This is a genomic window from Halapricum desulfuricans (genome assembly GCF_017094525.1).
GTDB classification, from domain to species: domain Archaea; phylum Halobacteriota; class Halobacteria; order Halobacteriales; family Haloarculaceae; genus Halapricum; species Halapricum desulfuricans.
Genome location: NZ_CP064788.1, coordinates 715,733 through 741,124, shown reverse-complemented (window position 1 = coordinate 741,124; position 25,392 = coordinate 715,733). Strand labels below are relative to the sequence as shown.

Annotated in this window: 29 protein-coding genes and 1 pseudogene; 10 read left to right on the top strand and 20 right to left on the bottom strand. The window is 66.3% G+C overall.

All coding sequences use genetic code 11. The features are described 5' to 3' along the window. Positions 1–150: 150 nt before the first annotated feature. The 9 genes from HSR122_RS03785 to HSR122_RS03745 all read right to left on the bottom strand — a co-directional run bounded on the left by HSR122_RS03785 (position 151) and on the right by HSR122_RS03745 (position 7,101). The gene (locus tag HSR122_RS03785) at positions 151–1,467 is read right to left on the bottom strand and encodes a DUF6498-containing protein (RefSeq protein ID WP_229111357.1); all 1,317 of its coding nucleotides are present in this window, start codon (positions 1,465–1,467) and stop codon (positions 151–153) included. 49 nt (positions 1,468–1,516) lie between these two features. Further along, complete coding sequence (locus tag HSR122_RS03780; RefSeq protein ID WP_229111356.1) at positions 1,517–2,827, bottom strand: glycerate kinase type-2 family protein; 1,311 nt, start codon at positions 2,825–2,827, stop codon at positions 1,517–1,519. Next, entirely contained in the window at positions 2,827–3,657 is an 831-nt protein-coding gene (locus HSR122_RS03775) for an SDR family oxidoreductase (RefSeq protein WP_229111355.1), read from the bottom strand. Before HSR122_RS03775 ends, HSR122_RS03780 begins: the two co-directional genes overlap by 1 nt. Before the next feature lie 72 nt (positions 3,658–3,729). Further along, positions 3,730–4,761: a DUF5787 family protein gene (locus HSR122_RS03770; protein ID WP_229111354.1), complete on the bottom strand. Its 1,032-nt coding sequence runs from the start codon at positions 4,759–4,761 to the stop codon at positions 3,730–3,732. Positions 4,762–4,805: 44 nt separating this feature from the next. Further along, positions 4,806–5,240: a bis(5'-nucleosyl)-tetraphosphatase gene (locus HSR122_RS03765; protein WP_229111353.1), complete on the bottom strand. Its 435-nt coding sequence runs from the start codon at positions 5,238–5,240 to the stop codon at positions 4,806–4,808. Between the two features lie 146 nt (positions 5,241–5,386). After that, positions 5,387–5,794 carry a PIN domain-containing protein gene (locus HSR122_RS03760; protein WP_229111352.1) on the bottom strand — a complete coding sequence of 136 codons (408 nt, stop codon included), beginning with the start codon at positions 5,792–5,794 and terminating at the stop codon, positions 5,387–5,389. Further along, on the bottom strand, positions 5,791–6,021 hold the full coding sequence (locus HSR122_RS03755) for an antitoxin VapB family protein (protein ID WP_229111351.1): 231 nt from the start codon (positions 6,019–6,021) through the stop codon (positions 5,791–5,793). The genes HSR122_RS03760 and HSR122_RS03755 overlap by 4 nt, the downstream gene beginning before the upstream one ends. A 308-nt stretch (positions 6,022–6,329) precedes the next feature. Continuing rightward, complete coding sequence (locus HSR122_RS03750) at positions 6,330–6,800, bottom strand: type II toxin-antitoxin system VapC family toxin (protein ID WP_229111350.1); 471 nt, start codon at positions 6,798–6,800, stop codon at positions 6,330–6,332. Beyond that, positions 6,793–7,101: an AbrB/MazE/SpoVT family DNA-binding domain-containing protein gene (locus tag HSR122_RS03745; RefSeq protein WP_229111349.1), complete on the bottom strand. Its 309-nt coding sequence runs from the start codon at positions 7,099–7,101 to the stop codon at positions 6,793–6,795. Before HSR122_RS03745 ends, HSR122_RS03750 begins: the two co-directional genes overlap by 8 nt. 112 nt (positions 7,102–7,213) lie before the next feature. Between HSR122_RS03745 and HSR122_RS03740 the strand changes: the two genes are divergently transcribed. After that, complete coding sequence (locus HSR122_RS03740; RefSeq protein WP_229111348.1) at positions 7,214–7,732, top strand: CinA family protein; 519 nt, start codon at positions 7,214–7,216, stop codon at positions 7,730–7,732. Positions 7,733–7,802: 70 nt separating this feature from the next. Next, positions 7,803–8,288: a metal-dependent hydrolase gene (locus HSR122_RS03735; RefSeq protein ID WP_229111347.1), complete on the top strand. Its 486-nt coding sequence runs from the start codon at positions 7,803–7,805 to the stop codon at positions 8,286–8,288. On the opposite strand, the gene HSR122_RS03730 is transcribed toward HSR122_RS03735, so the two are convergent. Continuing rightward, positions 8,285–9,049, bottom strand: a complete 765-nt coding sequence (locus HSR122_RS03730; protein ID WP_229111346.1) for a PHP domain-containing protein — start codon at positions 9,047–9,049, stop codon at positions 8,285–8,287. The genes HSR122_RS03735 and HSR122_RS03730 overlap by 4 nt on opposite strands. A gap of 86 nt (positions 9,050–9,135) precedes the next feature. On the opposite strand from HSR122_RS03730, the gene HSR122_RS03725 reads away from it, so the two are divergent. Continuing rightward, positions 9,136–9,441, top strand: coding sequence for a DUF7565 family protein (locus tag HSR122_RS03725; protein WP_229111345.1), 306 nt, complete (start codon positions 9,136–9,138; stop codon positions 9,439–9,441). 110 nt (positions 9,442–9,551) lie between these two features. On the opposite strand, the gene HSR122_RS03720 is transcribed toward HSR122_RS03725, so the two are convergent. Beyond that, entirely contained in the window at positions 9,552–9,827 is a 276-nt protein-coding gene (locus HSR122_RS03720; protein WP_229111344.1) for a PadR family transcriptional regulator, read from the bottom strand. A gap of 610 nt (positions 9,828–10,437) precedes the next feature. On the opposite strand from HSR122_RS03720, the pseudogene HSR122_RS03715 reads away from it, so the two are divergent. Together HSR122_RS03715 and HSR122_RS03710 are read left to right on the top strand one after the other, a co-directional pair. Beyond that, a pseudogene (locus HSR122_RS03715) lies at positions 10,438–10,998 on the top strand (APC family permease); the annotation flags it as partial. Positions 10,999–11,158: 160 nt separating this feature from the next. Then, positions 11,159–13,381, top strand: coding sequence for an amino acid transporter (locus HSR122_RS03710; protein ID WP_229111343.1), 2,223 nt, complete (start codon positions 11,159–11,161; stop codon positions 13,379–13,381). Between the two features lie 168 nt (positions 13,382–13,549). Here the strand turns inward: HSR122_RS03710 and HSR122_RS03705 are convergent, their stop codons facing one another. The 3 genes from HSR122_RS03705 to HSR122_RS03695 all read right to left on the bottom strand — a co-directional run bounded on the left by HSR122_RS03705 (position 13,550) and on the right by HSR122_RS03695 (position 14,958). Continuing rightward, the gene (locus HSR122_RS03705; RefSeq protein WP_229111342.1) at positions 13,550–13,999 is read right to left on the bottom strand and encodes a TIGR00725 family protein; all 450 of its coding nucleotides are present in this window, start codon (positions 13,997–13,999) and stop codon (positions 13,550–13,552) included. A 51-nt stretch (positions 14,000–14,050) separates the two neighbouring features. Further along, positions 14,051–14,590, bottom strand: coding sequence for an XTP/dITP diphosphatase (locus HSR122_RS03700; RefSeq protein WP_229111341.1), 540 nt, complete (start codon positions 14,588–14,590; stop codon positions 14,051–14,053). A gap of 89 nt (positions 14,591–14,679) precedes the next feature. Further along, positions 14,680–14,958 (bottom strand): DUF5789 family protein, encoded by a 279-nt coding sequence (locus HSR122_RS03695; protein ID WP_229111340.1) that lies wholly within the window; start codon positions 14,956–14,958, stop codon positions 14,680–14,682. Between the two features lie 142 nt (positions 14,959–15,100). Between HSR122_RS03695 and HSR122_RS03690 the strand changes: the two genes are divergently transcribed. The 3 genes from HSR122_RS03690 (at position 15,101) to HSR122_RS03680 (ending at position 16,984) form a co-directional block, all read left to right on the top strand. Next, positions 15,101–15,922: a DUF7139 domain-containing protein gene (locus tag HSR122_RS03690; protein WP_229111339.1), complete on the top strand. Its 822-nt coding sequence runs from the start codon at positions 15,101–15,103 to the stop codon at positions 15,920–15,922. Positions 15,923–16,059: 137 nt separating this feature from the next. Then, the gene (locus HSR122_RS03685; protein ID WP_229111338.1) at positions 16,060–16,383 is read left to right on the top strand and encodes a transcription factor S; all 324 of its coding nucleotides are present in this window, start codon (positions 16,060–16,062) and stop codon (positions 16,381–16,383) included. A 1-nt stretch (position 16,384) separates the two neighbouring features. Next, positions 16,385–16,984: a hypothetical protein gene (locus tag HSR122_RS03680; RefSeq protein WP_229111337.1), complete on the top strand. Its 600-nt coding sequence runs from the start codon at positions 16,385–16,387 to the stop codon at positions 16,982–16,984. A gap of 8 nt (positions 16,985–16,992) precedes the next feature. On the opposite strand, the gene HSR122_RS03675 is transcribed toward HSR122_RS03680, so the two are convergent. The 5 genes from HSR122_RS03675 to HSR122_RS03655 all read right to left on the bottom strand — a co-directional run bounded on the left by HSR122_RS03675 (position 16,993) and on the right by HSR122_RS03655 (position 22,362). Further along, a complete protein-coding gene (locus tag HSR122_RS03675) occupies positions 16,993–17,721 on the bottom strand; it encodes a tRNA (adenine-N1)-methyltransferase (RefSeq protein ID WP_229111336.1) in 729 nt (242 codons plus the stop codon). Next, complete coding sequence (locus HSR122_RS03670) at positions 17,721–18,107, bottom strand: nascent polypeptide-associated complex protein (RefSeq protein WP_229111335.1); 387 nt, start codon at positions 18,105–18,107, stop codon at positions 17,721–17,723. The genes HSR122_RS03675 and HSR122_RS03670 overlap by 1 nt, the downstream gene beginning before the upstream one ends. Before the next feature lie 70 nt (positions 18,108–18,177). Then, positions 18,178–20,712, bottom strand: a complete 2,535-nt coding sequence (locus HSR122_RS03665) for a DEAD/DEAH box helicase (RefSeq protein WP_229111334.1) — start codon at positions 20,710–20,712, stop codon at positions 18,178–18,180. An 82-nt stretch (positions 20,713–20,794) separates the two neighbouring features. After that, positions 20,795–21,232, bottom strand: a complete 438-nt coding sequence (locus tag HSR122_RS03660; protein ID WP_229112175.1) for a universal stress protein — start codon at positions 21,230–21,232, stop codon at positions 20,795–20,797. A gap of 44 nt (positions 21,233–21,276) precedes the next feature. Continuing rightward, positions 21,277–22,362 (bottom strand): sulfite exporter TauE/SafE family protein, encoded by a 1,086-nt coding sequence (locus HSR122_RS03655; RefSeq protein WP_229111333.1) that lies wholly within the window; start codon positions 22,360–22,362, stop codon positions 21,277–21,279. Positions 22,363–22,849: 487 nt separating this feature from the next. On the opposite strand from HSR122_RS03655, the gene HSR122_RS03650 reads away from it, so the two are divergent. After that, the gene (locus tag HSR122_RS03650; protein WP_229111332.1) at positions 22,850–24,445 is read left to right on the top strand and encodes a tryptophan--tRNA ligase; all 1,596 of its coding nucleotides are present in this window, start codon (positions 22,850–22,852) and stop codon (positions 24,443–24,445) included. 26 nt (positions 24,446–24,471) lie between these two features. Here the strand turns inward: HSR122_RS03650 and HSR122_RS03645 are convergent, their stop codons facing one another. After that, complete coding sequence (locus tag HSR122_RS03645) at positions 24,472–25,143, bottom strand: HAD family hydrolase (protein ID WP_229111331.1); 672 nt, start codon at positions 25,141–25,143, stop codon at positions 24,472–24,474. A 101-nt stretch (positions 25,144–25,244) separates the two neighbouring features. On the opposite strand from HSR122_RS03645, the gene HSR122_RS14885 reads away from it, so the two are divergent. After that, complete coding sequence (locus HSR122_RS14885) at positions 25,245–25,379, top strand: hypothetical protein (protein WP_267491217.1); 135 nt, start codon at positions 25,245–25,247, stop codon at positions 25,377–25,379. Positions 25,380–25,392: the final 13 nt, after the last annotated feature.

Sequence of the window (25,392 nt, the reverse complement as noted above, 5' to 3'; positions counted from 1 at the left end):
TTTTGGGGAGTATACAGTCAGGCAATCAGGATCTGCCGGCGTCTTTCTGACCGGATTTCCCCTCGACTACCGCTCGTCGGGGGATCGCGACCGGATCCGTGTCCCGAGGCGCTCTCCTGGCGGTGCCTGCGGTTTCCCATCTGCAGTTCGTCACGCTTCCCCGTCGAGATGCCAGGAGAGACCGAGCGCGTCGGTGACTCGGCGAGGGTCCTCGACGTGCGGGAGCACCAGTGGCTCGCTCTCGTCGGCGTCGTCTTCGGTGTCGACGTCCTCGGGGACGAACAGCCTCCCATCGGGACCGTCTCCGTGATCCATCACCTCGAAGGAGAGCGTCTTCGTCCCGAAGAGCCGGTCGAGCCAGCCGGTCGACGCGGTCGCGTCGGTGACAGCGTGGTCGTCCATCCGGGCCTGTGGCTCCTCGAGTAACGTGTCGTAGACGACGATCGCGTCGTCGTAACAGCGGTACTCGACGGTCCCGTATCGGACGTACCGTGCGACGATTCGGGGGACGCTCACGGCCACGCCGATTCCGAGCCCGACGAGTGCGATCGTGGCGTTCGACGTGAGGATGCCGTACCCGACGACGAGCCAGGCGAAGATCGCCGGGACGCGAAACCAGAACAGCAGTCCGTGGACGAGAGCGTCGATCAGCGCCATCCCCCTGTTCATCGAGACACGCCTGACCGGTTCACCGCCGGGTATCTCGACCGGCGTCGGTTCGATCTCGGTCGCCGCGCTCCCGTACAGTCGCTCGAAGAGGCTCCGGCGTTCGTCGTCGCGCTGGACGCGCCAGGACCGGATATCGTACCCGAGTTTCCCCACCGCGAGCAGCAGGACCGCCCGTTCGGCCCCGATGATCGCATTCACCTCGATCACCGACTCCAGCACGAAAAACGCCAGGAAGACGATTCCGACGATCAGGAAATACTTGAACGGCGTCAAAAGCACCGATCGCGGGGAGTGCTCGCGGTACCCCGCTCCACGGAAATACTCGCGCCAGGTCTCGATCCCGCGTGCGACGAACACGACGATGCCACCGACGATGAACGCCCCGGCGGCTGCCTCGGTAATCTCCGGCCGGGTCAGCGAAAAGGCGACAAACGCGATAGCGAGCGCGAACGGTGTCAACACGAGCGCGACGATCAACGTCGGGACGTTCCGCGGGTACAGCGGCGGGAGCGGCCCCGGGATCGAGATCGACCCCCGCTTTTGCTGGATCGGACGGAACACGGCGGAGTCGTCGCCGATGATGCTGTTGGGTCGCTCGATCATGTTGTTCGGCCGCTTGTACGCGAACGGGACCTTCAGAATCGTCCAGAGAAAGATCGCGGCCAGTTCTGCCTGGTAGACGAGCAACACCGCCGCGGGGGACCAGTCCAGCGCGAGGACGCCGGCAATCGGCACCAGGTTACCGACGACAGCCGGTAACGCTGTCGGCGAGGCCGCGTCGTGGAGGGCACTGCTCACGAACGCGTAGGCGGGCGCGGCGGTCTTTTTTCTGACGATTCTCGTGCACTCACTCGACGACCAGCACGCGCAGGTCGTTGACGTTCGTCCCCGTCGGCCCGGTTTCGATCAGCGCGCCGGCGTCGTCGAGGACCGACAGCGCGTCGTTTTCGACGAGCGCGCGCCGGGCGGCCGCCGGGTCCTCGACGGTCGCGCTGTCGACGAGCGCGCCCGCGGCGTCGGTCGCCCCGTCCGAGCCGTCGGTGTCGACGCTGGCACAGACGACGCCCTCCGGGAGCTCGATCCCCGCCCGCAGTGCGAACTCCAGATTCGGCCCGCCCTCGCCGTTGCCGAGGACCGTCACCGTCGTCTCGCCCCCCGAGAGCAACACCGCCGGTGGTTCGATCGGACGGCCGGTCGCGCGACACTCCTCGGCGATCGCGACCTGGCTCAGCGCCGCCTCGGTGGCCTCCCCGCGGATCCGCGAGGAGAGGACGACCGGTTCGTACTCGGTGTCGGCGACGGCGTCTTCGGCGGCCGAGAGCGCCGTCCACGCGCTGGCCAGCACGTGATTGTCGACGTGTGACAACCCGTCCGACGGCGTCTCGTCGTAGTCGCCGGCGACGCCCGCCCTGAGGTGCTCGACGACTGGTTCCGGCGCGTCCACGTCGTACCGATCGAGGACGGACAGCGCGTCTCCATATGTGGTCTCGTCGGGAGCGGTCGGGCCCGAAGCGATCGTGGCGAAGTCGTTGCCGACGACATCGGAGAAGACCAGTCCGACGACAGTCGCCGGCGCGGCCGCCCGCGCCAGCCCGCCGCCCTTGATCAGCGAGAGGTGCTTGCGGACGGCGTTGATCTCCTCGATCGCCGCGCCGCTCTCGACGAGCGCCTCGGTGATCGCCTGCAGATCGCGCAACCGGACGTCCCCGGCAGGCAGCGGGAGCAAGGCGCTTCCGCCGCCGGTTATCGAGACAAGCAGGAGCGTCCGCTCGTCGTGATCGCGCGCCCGGTCCAGGATCGCTCTGGTACCCTCACGAGCGCGCTCGTCCGGCACGGGATGGGACCCCTCGACGACCTCGACGGCGTCGGTCTCGACGGGATCGCTTGTCACGACCAGCCCCCGGTCGAGTCGGTCGTCGAGAACGCCCTCCAGCGCCCGGGCGACGGCGTCGGCGGCCTTGCCCCCACCGAGCAGGACGAGTTCGTCGTACGCCGACAGATCGTAGCGAGTCCCGGCGATCGAGAGCGCGTCGCCCTCGACGGCGACCTGTTCGGCGACGACGCGGTCCGGCCGGGCGGCCTCGATGCCCGCCTCGAGACAGGACAGCGCGAGCTCCCGGGCCCGCGTGGTCGCCAGTTCGTCGCGGTTTCGGATCATTAGCGGAGCGAAGTCACCCGTCGGAGCAGAGCCCAGAGCCGGTCGCGAACCCGATCCGGGAGGTACCGCGCGAGCGTGGCCGCCTTCGCGAGCCGGCCGACGGGATAGCGCGGGTCGGGATCGGTCACCGTCGCGGCGTCTTTGATCGTCGTCGCCACCGCCTCGGGGGCCATCCCGAAGGAGTCGCTGGCCTCGATGGCGACGCGGTCGTCCTGGATCTCGTAGATCGTCTCGTAGGCACCTGACCGCTTCAGGCAGTCGCGCGAGGCCTCGACGCGGCGCTCGAACTCGGTCGCGACGGGCCCGGGCTGGACGACCACCACGTCGATCCCGTACTGATCGACCTCGTTGCGGAGCGCGTCGCTGAGCCCTTCGAGGGCGAACTTCGACGCGCTGTAGGCCCCCTCGCCCGGCGTGGCGAGAAAGCCGGTCACGCTGGAGACGTTGACGATACGGCCCCGCTCGCGATCGCGCATGTGAGGCAACACCTCGCGGATCAGCCGGTGTGGCCCGTAGACGTTCACGTCGAACTGGTCCTCGAGGGCGTCCGTGGGGACGTCCTCCAGCGGCCCGAACTGGGCCGTCCCGGCGTTGTTGACCAGGCAGTCGATCCGCCCCTGTTCGTCGACGATCCGATCGACGACGCGTTCGACCGCGCGGGCGTTCGTCACGTCCAGCTCGGCCGTCTCACAGCCCGCTTGCGCAAGTTCAGAGAGATCCGCCTCGTCGCGGGCGGTCGCGTAGACCGTCCACTCGTCCTCGAGGAAGGCCTCGGCGGTCGCGCGTCCGATGCCCGACGAACACCCCGTTATCAGCACCGTCTTTGCCATACGCGCCCCCTCGGAGCGCGGACAGGTAATACCGTCGGCTCGCCGGACTCGAAGCGCTTGGGTTCGTAGCGGTCACTCTTCGAGTCCGGGTCGGGTTCGCAGTCGCTGGCGCTCGAGCAACCGCCTGACCCCGGCCCCCGGACCGCCGTCGATCGGCCAGCCGCCGGTCCGCCAGGTCGGCGGTTCCGGCTCGTATTCCGGACAGCCGCCGCGACACTCGCTCGCTGTCTGGTGACACGACTTCGCGTCGCAGTGAGGCAGGAACCCGGCCGGAACGTCGTCCAGCTCGAAGTGTCGGCAGTCGGGGCGCATCGTCCCGACGTACGACCGGAAGCCACGTTCGTAGGCCCGCTCGGCGATCGCCAGTCGCTTCTCGCGTTTCCAGTCCGGATCGACGTAGGAAAACCGAGCCGCCGAGGCGTCGCGTTCGCCCCCGTCCGGTCGCTGTTCGATCCGGGTGCCCGGCTGCTCGGGCGACAGCGACCGCGGCTGCCAGATCGCCTCGGCGTCGCGCCCCTCGACAAGCAGGATGCCGACCTCGACCGGGACGTCCTCAAGCAGCGCGCGCTCGAACTGCTCGCGGCCGCCGGCCGTCGCCACCCACACCTCGTCGGCCAGCCCGACGGCGACGTCGCGCTGGAGCTGGTCGGTCAGTGCGCGGGCGGCACTGGCGTCGAAGTCCGGCTTGTTCTCGATCGCGACGATCCGTTCGACCCAGTCGGGGTAGGCCCAGCGTCGGCGGATCTGCAGTCGGTTGCCCCGCGTTCGCGTCTCGAGAATCTCGCGGTCGTCGGCCCGGTGGATCGACTCGCGGACGTACCGCCAGGGATAGCCCGGATCGGGCAGGGCGTCCCGGTACCACGCCCACTCCTCAGGGGCGTGCCGGAGCACGTCGAGCAGGTCGGAATCGAGGCGCTCGCGGCCGAACCGTGCTCGTGTTTCGAGCGCGTCCGGATCGCACTCGACGACGATCGTGTCCCAGCGCCGTCGCTTCGTGCCGAGCTGGCGGGCGATCAGGATCGGCCGCGCCCGTTCCGGCGGCCAGTCCCGTTCGGCCCACTGACAGACCTGCAACTCGAAGACGAACTCGCTGTCTGCGTCCACGTGCGCCTGCAGACGCCGCTCGTGGAAAACCGTATCGCCGGACGCTAGATGTCGCCCCGCTCTCGCTTGTCGTCGAGGAAGTCGTGTGCGTCCTCGAGGATTTCCCGCGGTCCGTCCTGGGTGATGGTGTTGATCGCCTGCTTGTAGTCACGCCACTGCAGGTCGCGGTGTTCGTTCGACAGTTCGGCGCTCGCCTCGTAGGACTTGGCGACGAACAGGTGGACGGTCTTGTGGATCGTGTTGCCGTTCGCTTCGAAGATGTAATCGTAGTCCTCGCGGAAGCCGTCGAGGAGTCGGAACTCCTCGATCCCGGCTTCCTCTTTCACTTCGCGGATGGCCGTCTGCTGTAACTCCTCCTGGCCTTCGACCCCGCCTTTGGGAAATTCCCAGTCGCCGGGCCGGCTTTTCAACAGGAGGTATTCACGACGGCCACGCGTATCGCGAAAGAGGATCGCTCCCGCGCTCGTGGCCTCTATCATTACTGATGTATACTCGACGGTGACTTAAGAGAATATCGGAGCCATCGTCCTCTTTCATACTGGCCGTTGTACTCCTCTCCGGGTCGATCGCGCGCGATCGCACCGGTAAATCGGTACAACGTTGGTACAACTTGGAAACGACGCAATCATCGGTACGTTTCGACTGTTACGCCTGGAATCTGCTCATAGTGGCGGTCGGCGGCGAGTACCGGCTCGTCACGCTCCAGCGCTGTTGCGGCGATTGCCGCGTCCCCTTTCCCGATCCCGGGACCGTCGCCGTCCGGTCCGTCAGCCATCTGCTCGCCCAGCAAGCGACCAGCACGCCGTGCGACGCTCGGCGTCAGATCCGCCACTGGATACGAAGCCAGTACACCTTCGGCTCTTCGACGCTCCGCTTGCGTCTGTGCGACCTTGCCGACACCGATGTACAGCTCCAACAGTGTCATCGATGGGATCACCAGCGGGACGCCGTCAGATTCGAGTGCCTGCTCTTTCTCGGCAGCTGCCTCAACGCCGTCGATAACGTCAAGGACGAAACTCGTGTCGACGATCATTCGAACCGCTCCGCGACCTCCCGGACCGCCCGCTGATCCTCACGGTCCGCATCTTCGATCGCCTCCCGCATCGTTGCCACCTGGTCGTCGTCGAACACGCCGCGGAGATCCCGGAGCGATTTCCCCCCGATCAGCCGATCGACGGCCTCGGAAAACGTCTCGTCCGCTTGCTTGTGGCTCTTGATCCGCTCGTATACGTCGTCACTCAGTCGGACCTGCTGGCTCATGTGAATACGTCGTTGACAGAAACGGATAGGTGTATCGCCGCCCGTGAACAGTAGTTGCTGATTTGAAGCAGTCCGTCTCGACAGCCAAGCGGATCCGTCCCTTAAATTGGCGTGCACTCGATGCACGAGGCAGCGAAGCCGTGAACGAAGCGACCGGATATATCAGAAACACGACTTCAGCAACTACTGTGAACGGGTGGGTTTCCGCGCTGTTACCGCTATGATCCGGCACGCCGTCGTGCCAGATATCGTTCCGAACGTATAGCCACCTGTATCAGGATGTCGCCGTCATCAGGCGAAGAAAAGCATCAATCTGATTTAATGAACTCGTTCAGGCGGTCGAATTCCTCGGCCGAGAGAACGATCTCAGTTTCGAACTCGTCGAACCGTTCGAAATCGTCGTCTATCGTCACCACCGTCTCGACGCCTTCTTCGATCGCGACCTGCGCGTAGTACCCGTCCCAGCCGTCGACGTTCGCGTCACTTGCCTGTGAGAAACCGCCCCGAACCGTATCTGGGGCCAGCCCGTCGTACCAGCGGATTCGCTGTGCGTCCATGAAGTTCTGTAGCAATCGGGACGCATTCTGGCCGGAGTGTCCATAGGAGGTCGTCAGGACAGTGTGGGCCCCGAACAGCGCCGGGTACGGGACCACGGCATCGATCTCGCCGGCGATGGCATCTCGGACATACGAGAGCGCGGCGTCACGGACGGATGTCGCCGTGTGTGCAAGAGCAATCACCCCAACGTCGAACAGGTACGGCCCACCCGCGTCACCCATTGTCGCGGCCCTCAGCGTCGCTTCCCCCGTACTTTTCGGCGCCGCGCCGAATAGCGTCTCGATGCTTCCGAGCGACTGGTTCGACCCCTTCGTCGATCCCCGCCGTCTCCTCGCGCTCTGCGGACGCCTCTGCGACGAGTCGCTCCATGCGTTCAAGCACTTCGTCGGGGGCGTCTTCTGGTTCGACGACGGCTCGACCATCCTCTTCACGGATCTCGACCTCCGTCCCAGGTGTGATGCCGAGCTCCTCCCGTAGCTCTTTCGGGAGGACGACACGCCCTTTCGAATCGACTTTCGCCATGTTCCCACTATAGGTGGGAGATGTATAGCAGTTGTGGCCTTGCGCGCGGGAAGTCATCGCAGATAGCCGAGGAGCCGGTAACCTCACCTTTCAGGCGTGCGTCGAACCGCGCATGGACGCTCACGGTGGGACACGCGAACTGGCGGCGCGCCTGCGGGACCGACTGGCCGAGGCCGACGAGACGCTGGCCGTCGCCGAGACCTGTACCGGCGGCGGCGTCGGCGCGGCGCTGACGGCCGTCCCGGGGGCCAGCGAGTACCTCGATCGAGTGCTCGTTCCCTACGACTACGACGCGTTGCGGACGGTGACCGGTATCAATCGCGAAACGCTCGACCGACACGGTGCCGTCAGCGAGGCCGCGACCGCCGAGCTCGCCCGGGCCGCCCGTGACCTGTCCGACGTGACGTGGGGAATCGCCAACACCGGCGTCGCCGGGCCCGGGGGCGGCACCGCCGAAACGCCCGTCGGAACGGCCTTCGTCGCCGTCGCCGACGCCGCCCCCTGGGAAAGCGGCGACTCCGCGACCGCCGTCGAGCAGTACCGTTTCGACGGCGATCGGCAGGCGGTCCGCGAGCGGATCGTCCGGCAGTCGCTGACCGATCTGCTCGACGCGATCGGCCGGGAGCGGTAGCGAAGTCGGGCCACGGCCGGCGACCGCCGGAGGGAAACGCTTGAGTCCCCGCCGTCCATCGATTCCGGTAATGAACAAGCGCGGCCACGTGTTGAACGCCATCCTGTTGAGCGTCGGCATCGGGATCATCGTCCAGCCGAGCGCCGACCTCGAGACTGTGCGGACGATCACCGAGGTGCTCGTCCCGGTCGTGCTCGGGGCGCTGTTCCCCGACGTGGACACGGCGTTCGGAACGCATCGCAAGACGCTACACAACCTCCCTGTGCTCGGGATCGTCCTCGCCTATCCGATCTACTTCGCCAATCTCCAGTACGTCTGGATCGGCGTGCTCACCCACTACGTGCTCGACGTCCTGGGGAGCCGCCGCGGGATCGCGCTGTTTTACCCGCTCTGGGACGAGGAGTTCAACCTCCCGGTGGGCGTGCCCGTCAGCAGCAAGTGGGCGACCCCGATGATGCTCACAGTGACGGCGTTCGAACTCGTCGTCGCGGCGGGACTCGTCTACGGGACGCCACCCGAACTGCAGGCGCAGGTCCAGCAGGTCGTCGGCCTCTAGACGACGCGGACGTCGTCGAACCGCCCGCCGTAGGCGACGTGGCCGGGATGGGTCGCCTCCATCCCCGACAGGGCGATCCGGTCGAACTTCTTCCAGGTGTTCTCGTAGCCCAGATGGGAGAACTCCAGTAGTTTGCGGGCGCGATGTCTGTGCCCCGATCGGTGAAAGAGGCGTCGCTGAGCGCCGCTTTCGAGGGCGTCGACGAGGTCGCCCGCAGTCCGGATCTCGCTCTCGAAGCGGGTCCAGACTTCGCCGACGGTCCGCGGCAGATGCGCGTACGAGGAGGCGAACGCCGGCAGATCGAGGTCGCTCGCGAGCGACTGGGCACGCCGGTTGTGCCAGGGCAGGTGCTTGGGGTTGTACGCCTCGACCGCGTCGATCGTGGGCCGGTACTCCCGGAGTTGTTCGCGGCCGAGACTGACGCTCAGAAACGTCGGATGGGGCGCGAGGACGGTGGCAGCCTGGCGACGCAGTTCGGCCATCGCCCCCTCGAGCGTGACGAAATCCGGGATCGGTTCGTCGAGATCGAGCGCCAGCACGTGTCGCCTGTCGTACCACGGTCCGGTGAATATCTCCCGGCCCGGTACGACGAGGAGGTCCTCGTCGCTGAACGCCGCGGCCCGCCGTGCGATCGTCGGCCAGCGCGTGAAATGCGGTGCGTACACCACCACGTCGAGCCCGCGGGCTTTGGCCCGCTCGACGACGCCGTCGTCGAGTACCTTGACGTGGAGGTCCACATGCGTCCCGTCGGTTCCGGTCACCTGTCGGTCTACTCCCGAGGGACAATTATCGCTTCTGATCGCTCGCGGGGAAACATTCACGGTCGTCTCGACACCTATGGTAGCGTATGACCAGCTGGGAGTGCGCTATCGAGGGCGACGGCCGAACGTTCGACCGGGTCGAGGACCTGATCGTCCACCAGGCGACCGACCACCCTCGCGTCGAGTGCAAGGTCTGCGGGACGGTCCTGCCCGACGGCTATTTCGCGATCCGCCACGCCTTCGAAGAGCACAGCCGGGCCGAATACGTCCGGGCGTACGACGCGACGGCCAGGGAAGTCCGCAAGCGTGAGAGCGTCAAGGAGACGATCGAGAGCGAAGCCGACCTCCGGGACGTCGTCGATCGGCTCGAAGGCGGCTCTGGAGCGGTCTGATAGTGGTTACTGCAGGTCTGTTCCGGGTCGACCGCACGGAGTAGTGCGGTCGTACCGGTAACTCGGTACGACGGTCACTGTGAAAGCGAGCGCCGCTGCGGCGACCGGGACTACAGATCGACGTACTGCTGTTCCCATTCGCGTCGCGCCTCGATCTCTCGACGGCCGCGCCGAGTCAGGCTGTAATAGTTCGTCCGTCGGTCGCGCTGTCCCTTCTCGACGAGACCCTTGTCGACGAGCGTATCGAGATTCGGGTACAGCCGCCCGTGGTGGATCTCCTTCTCGTAGTATTCCTCGAGTTCTTCTTTGATTGCGAGCCCGTGCGGCTCCTCTTTCCCGGCGATGACATATAGCAAGTCTCGCTGGAATCCTGTCAAGTCGTACATCGGTAATGTCCACTTTTACGTTAGTGTCGGAATAATATAAATATATCGGAGAGAATGCCACGGCTGGATTCCAGGCCCGCTGTTCGACCGACTTCGGGGAGCAGCTGAAGGATAACGCTACTGAGGAGTGGGGTGATAACCGAGTGACATCGGACGAAAGCGATCAGTTGTCACTCCACGCTGGTAGGTGTCACAACGCCGGCAACGACGCCAGTCGAATCGACGCACGACTGCGATCGGGGTGGTGCTGGCCACGGACCAGCGCCCGTCACAGACGGGCATTCCCACCGGGAGTGTTCCGTCGGATGCCGTGCCGATCCAGGCCGGTCCCCGACCGAGACTGCGGCCCGGATGGGCGTGTCTCGGACTCGGCACCGATCGACGGGACCTATAAGACATAGCATGATATTATTCGCCTTATTTTGACGGGTCGTCAAAATACGCCGAGTATTTATCCCTATCCGTCTCCAACAGTCGAATATAGAGTGAGCGAGCGCAGCCAGCGGATGTGACACCCGAGGATACAAAGTATGGAAGCGATTTCGACATCAAGCCGCGTTACAGCACCGGGCGGTCGTTCGGACCACATGCCGACAGGGGTGACGTGCCGATGAAGGAGCTCGAGCGCGACCTCGGGCTGGCGTCGGTACTGGCGATCAGTGTCGGTGCGATGATCGGCAGCGGTATCTTCATCCTGCCCGCTCTCGCGCTGAAAATCGCCGGACCTGCGGTGATCGTCGCGTACCTGCTCGCGGGCCTGCTCGTCGTGCCCGCCGCGCTCTCGAAGTCGGAGATGGCGACTGCAATGCCGGAGGCCGGCGGGACTTACATCTACATCGAGCGCGGGATGGGGCCGTTACTCGGGACGATCGCCGGCGTCGGGACGTGGTTCTCGCTGTCATTTAAAGGTGCGCTGGCGCTAGTCGGGGGCGTCCCGTACCTGCTGCTCGTGTTCGATCTCCCGTTGAAGCCGGTCGCGCTCGGACTGGCGACGGTCCTGATTCTGGTGAACCTGCTGGGCGCGAAACAGACCGGCAGACTGCAGGTCGCCATCGTCGCCGTCATGCTGGCGGCGCTTGGCTGGTTCGCCGCCGGGAGCGCGCCCGGCGTCCAGTCGGGGAACTACGCGAACTTCTTCGCCGACGGTCTCGGCGGGTGGCTGCCCGCGACCTGTTTTGACAGGTCGTCCGCATGAACAGGCACTTATATCGCGCTATCCGTAGCAGGGAGACATGAATCGTCTGGTGATCGTTGCATGAGCAAACACGGACGAGATCACAGCCTGCGGACTCTCGTGACCGGGACAGCGCGTCGGTCCGAGGTGACGTAGCATGGTCGGCGGGTCCGATTCCGAACTGAGCCGTGACCTGGGGTTGTTCTCGGTGTTCACCGTGACGACCGGAACGATGATCGGAGCCGGGATCTTCATCCTTCCCGGTCCGGCCGCGGAAGCAGCGGGGCCGGCAGCGGCCCTCTCGTTCGGTCTCGCCGGGCTGATCGCGCTCGTCGCCACGATGTGTGCGGTCGAACTCGCGACAGCGATGCCCAAGGCCGGCGGGTCGTACTACTTCACGAGCCGTGCGATGGGGCCGCTCGTGGGAACCGTCGTCGGCTTCGGCACCTGGCTCTCGCTCATCTTCAAGGGCTCGTTCGCGCTCGTGGGACTCGGGTGGTACGTCACTGAGTTCCTCGAGGTGCCTGTCCTCGCCGTCGCCGTCGCCGGCGGCGTCCTGTTGATTCTGGTCAACTGGGTGGGGGCCGAGGAGAGCGGCAAACTCCAGAACGTCATCGTCATCGGTCTGGTCGGCATCCTCGCGGTCTTCGCCGGCGGTGGCGCTCTGGACGCCGATCCCGGGCTGTGGGACCCGTTCGTCATTAGCGGTCTCGAGGGGATCGTGGCGACGACCGGGCTCGTGTTCATCTCGTATCTCGGCGTCATCAAGGCAGTCGCGGTCGCCGAGGAAGTCAAGGATCCGGGCGAGACGCTCCCGAAGGCACTGTTCGGCGCGGTCATCTTCGTCACGTTGCTGTACATGGGCGTGGTGTTGATCGTGACTGGGGTCATGCCGATCGAAGACATCGCCGCGAGTACGGCACCCGTCGCGGACGCCGGCGGCCTCTTCCTCGGTGCGATCGGCGGTGCGATCATCGCGTTCGCTGGCATTCTCGCCACTGTCTCGACCGCCAACGCCGCGGTGCTGACCTCCTCGCGGTTCCCGTTCGCAATGTCGCGCGACGGGCTCCTCACGCCGAAGCTCCGAGCGCCTTCACCCCGGTTCGGTACGCCGACGTTCTCTATCTGGTTGACCGGCGGTGTGATGATCGCGCTCGTGTTCCTGTTCGACGTCGAGGGACTGGCGAAGATCGGCGGGACGTTCGGGATCCTAGTGTTCGCGCTGTTGAACGTCACCGTCGTGTTGCTTCGACGCGCCCAGCCCGAGTGGTACGATCCGGCGTACAAGGTACCGCTGTTCCCGGTGTTACCGCTCGCCGGGACGGGAGCCGCACTGGCGCTGATCCCGTTCATGGGCCGGGACTCTCAGATCGTCGCCGTCGCGTTCGTCGGGATCGGTATCGTCTGGTATTACGTCCAGACACGGCGGGGCGAACCCGTCGAGCCCGACCACGACCTCAGAGACCTCCTCCGGGGCGCACAGTATCAACGTTCGATCGAGGAGAAGCGATCGGAGTTCGGCGAACTGCAGACAGACAGGCCACACATCCTCGTCGAGACGGTCGAAGGGGAGACCCACCCGCATCTTGAAACCGTGATGGGAGCGTTCAGCACGCACTTCGACGCGGACCTGGACGTGCTCACGAGTACGGAAGTGCCGGCACCGATCCCGCTTTCGACAGCCACGCATCCCGTTGACGACGACTGGATGGCCACGATCGAAAGCGACCTGCGCGTGGCTGATCACGACATCTCCTTCGATCACGTCCGGACGCGCGATCGGACGGACGCGCTGTTGAACGGAATCAACGATCAGACTCAGTGCGTGCTCGTCGACTGGCACGACCCCATCCGGACGTACCACCTCCGGGAGAGCCACGTCGACGAAGTGTTGCGCTCTGCGTTCCCGGTGCGGCTGGCCGTCCTGAAACATCGCGGTGAGGGCACTATCGACGATATCGTCGTCGCCACCGACTCCGGGCCGTACGACCGGGCCGAGATCGAACTGGCCGACGCCATCGCCGCGACGACCGGGGCGACGCTCACCCTCGTGCAGGCGATTCCGGAGGACGCCCCCGAAGAAGCGGTCGCGTCGGCCAACGAGTACCTCTCGGAGCTCGCCGGCATCCTCTCGACGCCGGCCGAGACGAAGCTCCACCGCACGGCGGACGTCGAGGGCGCGCTGATCGCGGAGGCGAACGAGGCTGACCTCCTCGTGATGGGTGCCCCGTCACACCCCGACCGCGTCCACGAGTTCTTCGGACAGACGACCGATATCGTCGCCGCCGAGGTCGACAGCTCCGTGCTGGTCGTCAAAGAGCCGACCGAGGCGATTCCCTCTTCTCGACGGCTCTGGCGGTGGCTGCAGGATCGGCTGTGAGCGCTGTCGGAATCTGTGTCAGTACCGCGCCGGGGAGAACACTTTTCGGTAGTAGCGTTTGAGCCGCCCGAGCAGTGAGGGGTCGTCCTCGTCGTCTTCCTCCTCGAGCGAAACCGCTTCGTCACGATCCACGACCATACAGTCAGCACGGTCGCCACCGGCAAGAATCTACTGCCGACCGATCTCGCGTTCGACGTACTCGACAGCTTGTTCGGGCGTCTCGACGGCTTCGACGCCGTCGACGCCGTGGGTGTCGAGCCCCGCGACCGGGAGTCCGCGATCCAGCGCGAGCGCGATCTCCGAGAGCGTGCCGGTCGAACCGTCGATCGCGACGGCGGCGTCGCCGTTGAGCACGACCAGCGCGTTGCGGGCGTTTCCCATCCCCGTGGCGACCGTCGTCTCGACGTACTCGTTGGCCGCGGCCCGGTCCTCGCCCGGGAGGATCCCGATCGTGTGGCCGCCCGCCTCGATCGCGCCGCGGCAAGTCGCCTCCATCACGCCCGTCAGGCCGCCACAGACGACCTCGTGGCCGCGCTTGCCCAGCAGTCTGCCGACTTCCCGGGCGCGATCGTAGTGCTGTTCGCCGACGCTGCTCCCGCCGATGACGCTGACTCGCATGCTCAACGCTGGGTGGTCACGGGAGAAAAAACCAGCCACAGGCATCGTCGGCTACGGCTGCTCGTACCACTCGGCGAACTTCTCGAACGCGCGGCCGCGGTGGGAGACGGCGTTTTTCTCCCCGGGATCCATCTCCGCGAAGGTCCGACCGTCGTGTTCGAAGATCGGATCGTACCCGAACCCGCCGTCCCCTCGGGGCGCGACGACCTCGCCAGCCACCCGCCCCTCGAAGGTCCGTACCGAATCCTCGTCCGTGCCGTCACAGTACGCGACGACAGTCCGGAACGCGGCTCCGTGGTCGGCTTCCGGTTCGACCAGTCGCCAGACGCGTTCGATACCGACCGTGTTCTCGACGTAAGCGGAGTACGGTCCCGGAAACCCCTCGAGAGCGTCGACGAACAGTCCGGAGTCGTCGACGATTACCGGCTCGCCGACCTCCCGATAGGCCTCGCGAGCCCCGTGGGCGGCGATCGCCTCCAGTTGCGGACTCTGGATCTCCGTGTAATCGAACTCGAACTGCGAGACGTCGGCGTCAAGCAGCGCCTCGACTTCCCGGACCTTCTCGTCGTTGCCCGTCACGAACTGAAGCATACCCGGACCGCCGTGTCCGGCGCGGTTAGGTGCGTCGCTCTCCGGACGGACACGCAATCGCCGATCGCTGAGAGCGGATCGGGGCCCGGCTACTCGGTCGGGACCGGCCCGTGGCCGATCACGTTCCGGACGGCCGACTCGAAGGCCTGGCGTCGATCGAAATAGACGGCGTCGATCTCGTCGAGGATCTCGCCGAGTTCGCGCGGCCCGTCCGGCGTCCGGATCACGGTGTCGCCCTCGCGGCGGCGAACGTCGCTTTTCTCGATACCCCACATCAGTCGCGCCGAGACCTGCGCGATCGGGACGCCCTCGACGTCCGCGCCGTCGCCGAGCTCGATCGCGGGTTCGTCCTCCTCGTCGTCGCTCATGCCACCCTGTTCCGGCCCGCAGCGATTAGAGCTTTCGGAGTCGAGAGGGACTCGAGCGTCCCGTCTGCCCGGGCGCGATCGACCCTGCCGTCTGCCGTGTGTCTGACGGGTAGTTTTGATGGTACTCGCCGTACAGTTCCGCATGACCAGCCTCACAGATGTCTACGAGGAACGGGGGGCGGTCGCGAGCTCCCGGCGGCTGTCTCTGGGTGTCGGGCTGTTCGTCGCCGGTGCCGCGCTCGTCGTCGCGGGCATCGTCGTCGCCACGACGGGGCTGAGCGAGTCGCTCGGACTCGGCCTCTACGAGGCGCGCAAAGTCGCGGGTATCCTCGCTGGCGTCGGCGCTCCCGCCGCCATGCTCGGCGGGTTCGTCGTCCTGCCGGCGAGTCAGTCGACACGAGCGGCGGCGGTCATCGGCGCGAGCGTCACCGTCTTCGGCGTCGCGCTGTTCGCACACACCTATCCCGATCAGTGGCTCGGCGCGGCCGATCCCAGTGCGACGCTGACGCTCGCGACGACGCTCGTCTACGTCGCCGGCCTGCTGACGACGGCGTGGTGTCTGTTCCTCGCGGTCGCGACCTTCGAGACGCGCAAACAGCCCGGCGGAACCGCCCGCATGGAAGTGACCGAAGCGGGCCGTATCAGGCTCATCGAGGAGTCGACGCCCGAGCAGGGCCTCGGCGGCATCGGGTTCTTCGGCTCGACGCCCGACGGCGAGGTCCAGACCCAGACCAATCGGCCCCAGTCCGGCCAGCCGGCCAGCGACGGTGCCGGGGCCGCGACGGCCGACGACGCCTTCCTGGATTCGGTCACCGTCCGCGGACAGCCCGACCGGTACTGCGGCAACTGCGAGCAGTTCAGTTACGTCCGTACCGACGACGGGATCGCTCCCTACTGCGGTCACGACGGCCGCTACATGGACGACATGGAGCCCTGCGAGCACTGGGACTCGAACGTCCGGTAGTGCTGTCGTCCTGTAACGGTGGTTTCGGTCCGATCGGCTGCTGTCTGGCGATTCTCGGCACACCACGACAACGATACCGCGGGTCGGTTTGCGGAGAAACACGGTACTTAAGTTCCTCAGTCGCCATATCCGACGATATGGAATTTTGCGACGAATGCGGATCGATGATGAAAACGGAGGGTGACAAGTGGGTCTGTTCGAACTGTGGTGCGGAGAAGCCACGCAGCGAGGCCACTGAACGGAAGGCAGTCACCACGCAGGGCCAACAGGAGAGCGAAGTCGTCGACACCAGCGAGGTCAGTTCCGAGGACATGGGTCCGACGACGGAGGCCCACTGTCCGGAGTGTGGCAACGACCGCGCCTTCTGGGAGATGAAGCAGATCCGGTCGGCCGACGAGTCCGAGACGCGGTTTTTCACCTGCACCGAGTGCGGCCACAAGTGGCGCGAAGACGACCACTGACGTGACGGTCCCCGAACCTGCCCATCCCGTCGATCGCCTCCACGACGGCGGCTGGGCACGGATCGAGTCCGAACAGCGAGTGCTGGCTCGCCTCCCGGTCGTCACCGTCCACGGCCACACCGTCGTCTACGGCGACGAGCGACTGCGCGAGCGCGTTACCGACGCGACCGGCTGCGACCGGCCCTGGCGGTTTTTCTTCGTGACGCGACTCGGCCTCTCGCCGTCGCCCCCGGGATCGATCCCGTCGATGGTCGCCCGGATCGTCCGCTCGCGGGTCCGTGACGGGTTCGCCGACCGACTGCGCGAGCGCGGCTTCACCGACGTCTCAGAGAGCCGCCGCGAGGAGCTGCGGGTTCGCTCCGGCGAGCGTGCGGGGCTAACCGGCTATCGGGCGCGAGACTCGCTGGACTGTGCCGACGGGCCGGCGGACCTGCCGGTCAAGGGCTGGGTCGGAATCTGGAGCCACGACGGCACGTTTTACGTCGCCGGCGGCGCGTATCCCGCGGTCGATCTCGGCGACGTGCTGGGGATCGACCTGGAGACCGACCCCGGCGCGTTCCGGACCGAGCTGTTCGAGCTGATCCGGACGGTCGGCGAGTAGCCGCAGGTTCACGGTCGCCGGGCGATCGTCAGATAGCCCGTGTGCCCGACGCCGGCCGTCGAGGGGCGCGAGCCCCGGTCGTCGAAGTCCATCTCCCGCTGGATCGTCTCCAAGGTCTCGATCGCGGTCAGTCCGACCTCGCGGGCGGCCGCGACGGCCTCCCGGCTCGACTCAACGAACGGCGAGTAGACGGCCACGAACCCGCCACGGCCCACGAGCGTCGGGGCGCGCTCGACGACTGCCGGCGCGTCCTCGGTATCGAGCGTGAGCACGTCGAACGATCCGCCCGCGAGCTCCTCGAGGTGGTCGGTCAGATCGCCCGTCCGCACCTCGATTCGGTCCTCGAGTCCGGCCAGCGCCACGTTCTCACGCGCGACCTCGGCGAACTCGGGGTCGCGCTCGAACGTCGTCACCTCGGCACCGGCCCGGCCGAGATAGGCCACGAGAACGCCGGTTCCGGTCCCGGCATCGAGCACGCGATCGCCCGAGCCGACGCCGGTCAGCCCCATCACGAGCCCGATGTCACGAGGCATCATCGGCGCGCCCGTCCGTTCGAAGTGTTCGAACAGGTCTGGGCCGCGCAGCGTCTGCACCCGGAACGTCTCGCCCAGATGTGACTCGACGACGTCGCCGGGTTCGGGGTCGTCCGGCACCTCGATGATCCCCAGATCCGTCTCCAGTCGCTGACCGGGATCGACGAGGTACTCCCGGTCTTCCCTGACGAGCAGGACCGCCACTATTCCAAGTCGGCGACTGCCGCCGCGAGGTCCCCGTCATTCGCTTCGAGCGCCTCGCGCGCCTCGTCCTCGCTGACGCCGCCGCGCTGGGCGACGATCTCGACGTCCTGGGCGTCGAAGTTGTCGTCGCCCGCGCTCGCGTTGCTCTCGGCACTATCGGCCCCGCCTTCGCCGCGTGCGCGCCTTTCGGGTTCGCCGACGACCTGGTAGGTCTTCTGTCCCTGGGCCTCCATCAGCTGGACCTCGGCGTCGGTGAACACCAGCTCTTCGTCGCTGGTGCGGATAATTACCTCCTCGGCGTCGATATCCTCCATATCGATGCCCATTTGCTCCATCATCTGTTCCATCTTCCGCGGGTTCAGACCGCCTCCGCCGCCTCCGAACATACCCCGAGGTGTGCGTTCCGTGCTCAAAAGCCTACTGTCATCGGGCGCGCTGAACGGTGCGATCGAGCGACTACCGGGGGTCGTACTCGCTTGCGACGACCTCGCGGATCCGTTCGGCGGTCACCTCGCCGACGCCCTCGACGTCCTGCAGCTCGTCGCGATCGGCAGTTAGCGCCGCCTCGACGCTGCCGAAGTGTGCCAGCAGCGACTGGGCGGTCACCGGGCCGACGTCGGCGATCGAGGCGACGACGTACTCCTGCTGTTCCGGGAGCGTCTTCGCTTGCTTCTCACCGTGGGCGCTGACGGCGCGGTCGGCCGCCTCCTGTTCGCGCGTGGCAAGCACCTCGAGCATCGCAGCGGTGTCGTCCTCGTCGTCGGTCCGGACGACGCTCGCCCCGAAGTCGACAGCCAGCGAGGCCAGCGCCCCCCGGATCGCGTTGGGGTGGACGTTGCGCTCGCCGTACAGCCCGTCGCCCTCGATGATCACGACCGGCCGGTCGTAGTAGCGCGCGCCGTCTTTGACCTGCTCGAACAGCGACCGGTCCCCGCCGGTCAGAGTGTCCAGGAAGTCGCTGACGGTCTTGCGCTCGACGACGACCCGGTCGGAGACGACGTAGTCGCCGACTGCAAGCGTCTCCAGGCGCGTCTCGATCCCCTCGCGTTTCGAGAGGTCGCGGGCGATCGTCGCGTCCAGTTCGCGCTGGTCGACGACGATTTCGACGGTCTCGTCGATCCCGGAACCGGCCTCGGCGACGGTCCCGTCGGAGTCGTCGTCGGTCCGTCCGGAGCCCGCTTCTCCGTCGTCGGTCCGGTCGGGGTCGGTGCTCCCGTCGTCACCGCCCGCTTCCTCTCCCGCGAAGGCGTCCAGGCCGGTCTGGCCGTCCGCGCCCTGATCGTCTCCGGTCGGTCCCGTCGGCTCCGACTCTCCCCGCGTTGCCTCGTCGGAAGACGGTTCGTCGCGCCCGCCGTCGTCTGCCGGGGTGGTCTCCCCGCCGTCGGCCGCGTTCGCGTCACTCTCGCCGGCTGTCTCGAACTCCTCGACCGACGCCTGTGAGAGTTCGGCCTCGATCTCACCGGTCATCGACTTCAGCGACTCCAGCTCCTGGTACATCCGCTTCTCGTCCTGGCGGGCCTTCCAGAAGTAGGCCTCGTCGCGGGTGTCCTCCGCGATGAGCACGACCACTCGTCCTTCAGTCTGGCGGCCGGTCCGGCCCTTGCGCTGGATCGCCCGGATCGCCGTCGGGACAGGTTCGTAGAAGAGCACGAGATCGACTTCCGGTACGTCAAGCCCCTCCTCGGCCACCGAGGTCGAGACCAGCACCTCGAACTCGCCGGCGCGGAACCGATCGAGCGTTGCCTGTTGCTCGTTCTGGGTCATCCCGTCCGAGCCCTCCGTGTCGCTCTGGCCGACGAACTTCTCGGTCGCGAAGTGCTCGCTCAGGAAGTCCGTCAGCGTCTCGGCGGTGTCGCGGGACTCGGTGAAGACGATGACGCGCTCGCCGTCCTCGATGCCGAGCGTCTCGGCCAGCAACATCCGCGTCCGGCGGAACTTCGGGTGCAGGTCGTCGAAGTTCTCGGCCTTGCGCATCGCCTCGCGAACCCGGGGATCGCTCACCAGACGCTGGCTGGCCTTCGAGGAGCCCGACGCGCGGGCGGCGTTGCGCTGGCGCTCGAAGTACCGGCACAGCGACTCGACGCTCTGGGTCTCGGCGTAGGTCACCGCGGTCCGCAGTTTCCGCACCTCCGCGAGCAGGCTCATCCCCTGATACCCCTCGCTCTGGTCGTTGTTCATCAGCTCCTGCAGTTTGCCCTGGATCTCGTGGATCTCCCGCTCGGACATGTCGGGCTGGGTCTTGCCGGTCACGCCCAGTTCCTTCAACTCGGTCAGTCGCTCCTGAATGACCTCGTGGAGGGCGTCGCGAATCTCGACGACCGGCTCGGGGAGTTCGATCCGCTTCCAGTCGACGTCTGTGCGGTGGGTGTACTCCGCGACGTCGCTGTCCTCGTCGGTCATCACCTCGACCTCGCGCAGGCCGAGGTTCTCACACACCTCAAGGATCGACTCCTCGTCGTCGCCGGGCGAGGCGCTCATCCCCGTCGCCAGTGGATCGTCTGCCTGTTCATGGTAGCGCTCGGCGATGTACGTGTAGGCGTAGTCGCCGGTCGCACGGTGGCACTCGTCGAAGGTGACGTGTGTCACGTCGGCCAGCGAGATCCGGTTGCCGACCAGATCGTTCTCGACGACCTGCGGAGTCGCGACGACGACGCGGGCGTCACCGAACAGTTCGGCGCGGTCCTCGGGCCGGACTTCGCCGGTGAACACGACAATCTCCTCGTCGGGGATCGCGAGCGCTTCCCGGTAGAAGTCGGCGTGCTGGGAGACCAGCGGCTTGGTCGGCGCGAGCAACAGCGCGGTGCCGCCGACCTGGTGCAGCCGCCGAGCTGTCACCAGAAGCGAGATCGTCGTCTTGCCCAGTCCGGTCGGCAGACAGACCAGCGTGTGGGCGCTCGCCGCCGATTCGGCGAGCTCGAGCTGGTAGCGTCGCTCTTCGAGGACGCCGTCCTCGATCAGGGGCCGGTCGATCGTCGCCTGGGTCGCCGCCATTCGGTCCCCGCTTCGGTGCGCGCGAGGTTAAGCGTTCGGCGAGCGCGGTGAAAGTGAAGGGAACGCGAGCGACGCGGAGCGACTACGCGTCGCCGATCCGCACGGTCAGGACCGGGACCGGCGACCGGCGGACCACCCGTTCGGCGACGGAGCCGATGAGGTAGTGGTCGATCCCCGTGCGACCGTGTGTCCCCATCACGACGACGTCGACGTCGGTCGTCTCGACGTACTCCAGAACGGCCGCGTGCGGGACGCCGGATTCGACGGACCGGTCGGCCGACACGTCGTCCGGGAGAGCACCGGCGGCGTCTTCGACGGCCTCTCGTGCTCGTTCCCGTTCGGCGTCCTCCCAGGCGTCGGAGCCCAGCCCCATCGACGGGCCCTCGAACCGGTTGCGCGTGTCGACGACCGACAGGACGTGGACCGTCGCGTCGTACTGGCGCGCCAGCGAACCGGCGTGTTCGGCGATCCGCTCCACGCTGTCGCTCCCGTCGGTCGGCAGCAGGATGTCCTGATACATCTCGTCGCTCCCTTCGTGCTCCTGACGGTTGTCGTTTGGCCGAGTCACACGCCGCCACCCCCGGCCATCAGGAACAGTGCCGTCGAAATGAGGGCGAACAGGACAGCGACCCCCTTCTGGATCGTCCCCGTGTCGAGCGCGTTCGAAACGTACGGCGCGATCTGGCCGCCGGTGACCGTCGCCGGGACGGTGAACACGACCATGTTCCAGGGCGTCGACGCGAGCGTCAGTGAGTGGACGCCGGGCAGGACGCTCCCGGCGAACACGTGGACGAGCGACGCGAGTATCGCCGTCGTCGCGACGATGATGTGATTCGTCCCGATCGCGACCCGAGGTGGGACGTCCGTTCGGAGCTGGGAGATGATCCCGAGTTCCCCGCTACCGAACCCGGCCAACCCCTGGAAGGTCCCGCCGACGCTGTAGTTTGCAAACCGTTCGAGATACCCGGACCAGGAGTACCGGTAGGTGTCGCCCTCGCGGTCGACGCGAGTGACTTCCCCCTCGGACGACGTCTCGACGCCAGCAGGGCCGAGTTTGCCGTCGTCGTCCGGGAGGTCCGCCGGCGTGCCGCCGTCGGCGGAGACGTCCGGGCTCCCGTCTGCGGGCTCTCCGTGTCCGAGATCGGCCTTGAGCATGAGATACCCGGCCGTCAGCAGCGCCGCACCGAGCGCCGCGTGGAAGAGCGGTTCCGGGATGAAAAACGACAGGAGCGCACCACCGATGACGAAGGGCACGCTCCCGGCGACGATCGTGAGCGCGAGCCGTCGATCGACCAGCCCGTACTGGATGAACGCGATGGACGAACTCGACAGGCCGAACGACTCGCTGATCAGCCCGACCTTCACGATCGTCTCCGGTTCGAGCGGGAACGCCAGCAGCGGGAACACGAAGATCAGGAACGGCACGAACAGCGCCGAACCGCTGATACCGACGGTGTTGACGGTGATCGCCCCGAGCAGGAAGAAGGGGAACAACCACCAGTATTCCAGCCAGTAGCCCAAGCCGCCGCTCCCGTCTGTCGGGGCGGCGAACACGACCAGCAACACGAACAGCGCCGGCGCTGCGAACACGAACACGTGCTGATACTTCAGAAACGACTTCTGGAGGCGTTGGGGTCGGGTCGCACTCATCGGTGATCAAAAGCGCAGGATCAGTGACACGGTGGTTCCGTGATCGCTTGCGAAACGGTCGTTATCGAGATGCGCAGCAACGGGCATCTATGGGCCTGCTCCCGTTGGTGATTCCGGGCTCGTCTGTGCATCGAAGCGGCGACGACTGTCTCGGGTCATGGATTGACCGCCCGCTAACGAACGCCCGAAGAAAAGTCCTGTGGAAACCGCAAGACTGCGGCCGGAAGGGGATCGTTTTTCGGGATAGTTCTGCGATCGCGCGGACAGAGTGGCGGTCCCGAACCGACCCGGAACACATAAGTCTCACTTGGCATATTTACCGCATATGGCGTCCACTTCCACGGACTGGCGCTGGCGTGGCCCGGGAGTGGACAGTCTCGCGGCCGTCGGCCGGCGGGCCTAACCCGCCGCCGCGGCCGGCGATGCTCCCTCCGCTTTCTCGGCCAGATGGCTTCGAGACGACGACTACGACACCAGATACGACACAATGACGCGAGATTCAGACCCCGACGACGAACCGACAGACAATCGACGACCGCAAACTGACGGCGGCGCGGCGGCCGGTGCCGACGACGTGACCCTCGACCCGTGGGGTTCAGCGACCGTCGACGACTACCGCAAGCTGTTCGAGCAGTTCGGCATCGAGTCCTTCGAGGCGGTCCTGCCGGAGGTGCCGAACCCCCACTACCTGATGCGCAGGGGCGTCATCTTCGGCCACCGCGACTACCGGCCCGTCGCCGAGGCGATGCGCAACGACGAGCCGTTCGCCGCGCTGTCGGGGTTCATGCCGACCGGCGACCCCCACATCGGCCACAAGCTGGTCTTCGACGAGATCATCTGGCATCAACAGCAGGGTGGCGACGCCTACGGGCTGATCGCCGACCTGGAAGCGCACGCTGCCCGCGAACTCTCCTGGGAGGAGATCGACGAGCACGCGCGCAACTACGTCCTCTCGCTGCTCGCGCTGGGCTTTGATCCCGAGGAAGGCGAACTCTACCGCCAGTCGGACAACCGGGAGGTACAGGACCTGGGGTTCGAACTGGGCGCGAAGGCCAACTTCTCGGAGCTGCAGGCGATCTACGACTTCGACGGCGAGACCGACGTCAGTCACATGCAGAGCGTCGTCACGCAGATGGCCGACATCCTCTACCCCCAGCTCGAGGAGCCCAAGCCCACGGTGATCCCGGTCGGCCCCGATCAGGACCCGCACATGCGGCTGGCGCGCGATCTCGCGGCACGGATGCGCTACTTCAAGGTGACCGAGGCGTTCGCGAGCTTCGAGGCCGACCCCGACGAGCGGGCGATCATCGCCGAAGCCTACGACGCTCTCAGCGAGCGCCACCCCGACGAGACGATCCGCTGTGGGGACGCCGCCCGCTATCTCGAAAACGAGCGCGACCCCGACGCGACCGATCCGAACGCGACCACCACGGATTCGGTCATCATGATGCTCAAGGAGGCGGGCAAGGAGCCACTTCGGCCGCGGACGCGGTTCCTCGATCGCAACGCGACCGACGAGGCCTTCGACGCGCTGATTGAGGCCATCGACGGCGAGAAGCGCGTCTACGAGGCCCACGTCGATGCGTTCGATCTCGCCCGTGCGGAAGCCGAGGAACTCGCCCGGCAGGTCGAGATCGACCACGGCGGCTACGGCTTCCTGTCGCCGTCCTCGATCTATCATCGGTTCATGACCGGCCTCACCGGCGGCAAGATGTCCTCGTCGATCCCTGCGAGTCATATCTCGCTACTCGACGACCCCTCCGAGGGCTACGACAAGGTCAGAGCCGCCACCACGGGCGGGCGCGAGACGGCCGAAGAGCAGCGCGAGCTCGGCGGGAAAGCCGACGAGTGCCCGGTCTACGAACTGTACGCGTACCTGCTCTCCGGCGACGACGACGAGTTCGCCACCGAGGTCTACGAGGAGTGTGTCAACGGTGAACGCCTCTGTGGCGGCTGCAAGGAACAGGCCGCCGAACTGATGGAAGCCTTCCTCGAAGACCACCAGGAGAAACGCGCCGAGTGGGAGGCGAAACTGGACGAACTAGACATCGACTTCGACAGCGACCGCAAGCGGCGACGATAACGATCAATCGCTGGCACTGACACCGATCAATCACTGGCCGAACCGGCCACGATCAGCTCGGCCACCTCGTCGAGCCCCTCGACCTCGTAGTCGGGAGTGGACGACAGCTCGAGGTCGGCACGGTGTGAACGCCTGACGAAGGCGGCGTCGATCCCCGCGGCGTGGGCCGCCTGAACGTCGGTCTCGCTGTCGCCCACGTACAGCGCGTCACGGGTGCCGAGGTCCGACAGCGCCTGTTCGATGTAGTAGGGCTCGGGCTTCTTCCGGCGGAGACTCTCGACGGTCGGCGGACGGCCGTAGACAGTCTGGAAGTGTCGATCGAGGTCGAAGTACTCGAAGGCGAACTCGACGGTCGCGTCCTGATTCGAACTGACGACACCCAGCGGTAGGTCGAGCGCCGAAAGGGCCTCGATGTCGTCGTACGGTTCCTTGCGACCGGCGCGCATCTCCGTCTGCTGCTGGCGGGCGATCTCGCGGTCGCGAGCGCGCCAGAACGTCTCGGGATCGAGGTCGTAGCGCTCACAGACCTTCAGGAGATCAGGGACCGTGACGCCAATGCTCATCGCCTCGACGTCTTCTTCGGCAGGGTCATCGACACCGACGGCGGCGAACGCGTCCCGCGCGCCCTCGTAGTGGGGCGGCATGCCCGTCAACTCCAGGAGCACGCCGTCGTTGTCGAAGACGACCGCGTCGTACATACGCGGTACTGATGCGGGGAAACAACCTGACGGTTTCGGTCGACGCACTTGCTCCGTATCGAGTCGGCACTGTTATGCCCCATGATAACGTATTGCTAGGAATGGCCGACACGAAACGAGGCCGTGACAAGAAGGGCCACGACGAAGAGAAGCGACAGCGGGAACGCGAACTTGACGAGGAGCGCGAACAGGAGCAAGAAGCCGAAAGCGATCGAGAGCGCGAAGACGAGCAGTAGGATCGGGATCGTC

Coding starts and splice junctions, on each gene's coding strand:
- HSR122_RS14885 (WP_267491217.1), top strand. CDS start 25,245: ATGGCCGACACGAAACGAGGCCGTGACAAGAAGGGCCACGACGAAGAG.
- HSR122_RS03645 (WP_229111331.1), bottom strand. CDS start 25,143: ATGTACGACGCGGTCGTCTTCGACAACGACGGCGTGCTCCTGGAGTTG.
- HSR122_RS03710 (WP_229111343.1), top strand. CDS start 11,159: ATGGTCGGCGGGTCCGATTCCGAACTGAGCCGTGACCTGGGGTTGTTC.
- HSR122_RS03690 (WP_229111339.1), top strand. CDS start 15,101: ATGACCAGCCTCACAGATGTCTACGAGGAACGGGGGGCGGTCGCGAGC.
- HSR122_RS03660 (WP_229112175.1), bottom strand. CDS start 21,232: ATGTATCAGGACATCCTGCTGCCGACCGACGGGAGCGACAGCGTGGAG.
- HSR122_RS03685 (WP_229111338.1), top strand. CDS start 16,060: ATGGAATTTTGCGACGAATGCGGATCGATGATGAAAACGGAGGGTGAC.
- HSR122_RS03780 (WP_229111356.1), bottom strand. CDS start 2,827: ATGATCCGAAACCGCGACGAACTGGCGACCACGCGGGCCCGGGAGCTC.
- HSR122_RS03775 (WP_229111355.1), bottom strand. CDS start 3,657: ATGGCAAAGACGGTGCTGATAACGGGGTGTTCGTCGGGCATCGGACGC.
- HSR122_RS03720 (WP_229111344.1), bottom strand. CDS start 9,827: ATGTACGACTTGACAGGATTCCAGCGAGACTTGCTATATGTCATCGCC.
- HSR122_RS03700 (WP_229111341.1), bottom strand. CDS start 14,590: ATGCTTCAGTTCGTGACGGGCAACGACGAGAAGGTCCGGGAAGTCGAG.
- HSR122_RS03655 (WP_229111333.1), bottom strand. CDS start 22,362: ATGAGTGCGACCCGACCCCAACGCCTCCAGAAGTCGTTTCTGAAGTAT.
- HSR122_RS03705 (WP_229111342.1), bottom strand. CDS start 13,999: ATGCGAGTCAGCGTCATCGGCGGGAGCAGCGTCGGCGAACAGCACTAC.
- HSR122_RS03765 (WP_229111353.1), bottom strand. CDS start 5,240: ATGATAGAGGCCACGAGCGCGGGAGCGATCCTCTTTCGCGATACGCGT.
- HSR122_RS03740 (WP_229111348.1), top strand. CDS start 7,214: ATGGACGCTCACGGTGGGACACGCGAACTGGCGGCGCGCCTGCGGGAC.
- HSR122_RS03755 (WP_229111351.1), bottom strand. CDS start 6,021: ATGAGCCAGCAGGTCCGACTGAGTGACGACGTATACGAGCGGATCAAG.
- HSR122_RS03735 (WP_229111347.1), top strand. CDS start 7,803: ATGAACAAGCGCGGCCACGTGTTGAACGCCATCCTGTTGAGCGTCGGC.
- HSR122_RS03665 (WP_229111334.1), bottom strand. CDS start 20,712: ATGGCGGCGACCCAGGCGACGATCGACCGGCCCCTGATCGAGGACGGC.
- HSR122_RS03670 (WP_229111335.1), bottom strand. CDS start 18,107: ATGTTCGGAGGCGGCGGAGGCGGTCTGAACCCGCGGAAGATGGAACAG.
- HSR122_RS03650 (WP_229111332.1), top strand. CDS start 22,850: ATGACGCGAGATTCAGACCCCGACGACGAACCGACAGACAATCGACGA.
- HSR122_RS03745 (WP_229111349.1), bottom strand. CDS start 7,101: ATGGCGAAAGTCGATTCGAAAGGGCGTGTCGTCCTCCCGAAAGAGCTA.
- HSR122_RS03750 (WP_229111350.1), bottom strand. CDS start 6,800: ATGGGTGACGCGGGTGGGCCGTACCTGTTCGACGTTGGGGTGATTGCT.
- HSR122_RS03760 (WP_229111352.1), bottom strand. CDS start 5,794: ATGATCGTCGACACGAGTTTCGTCCTTGACGTTATCGACGGCGTTGAG.
- HSR122_RS03725 (WP_229111345.1), top strand. CDS start 9,136: ATGACCAGCTGGGAGTGCGCTATCGAGGGCGACGGCCGAACGTTCGAC.
- HSR122_RS03695 (WP_229111340.1), bottom strand. CDS start 14,958: ATGAGCGACGACGAGGAGGACGAACCCGCGATCGAGCTCGGCGACGGC.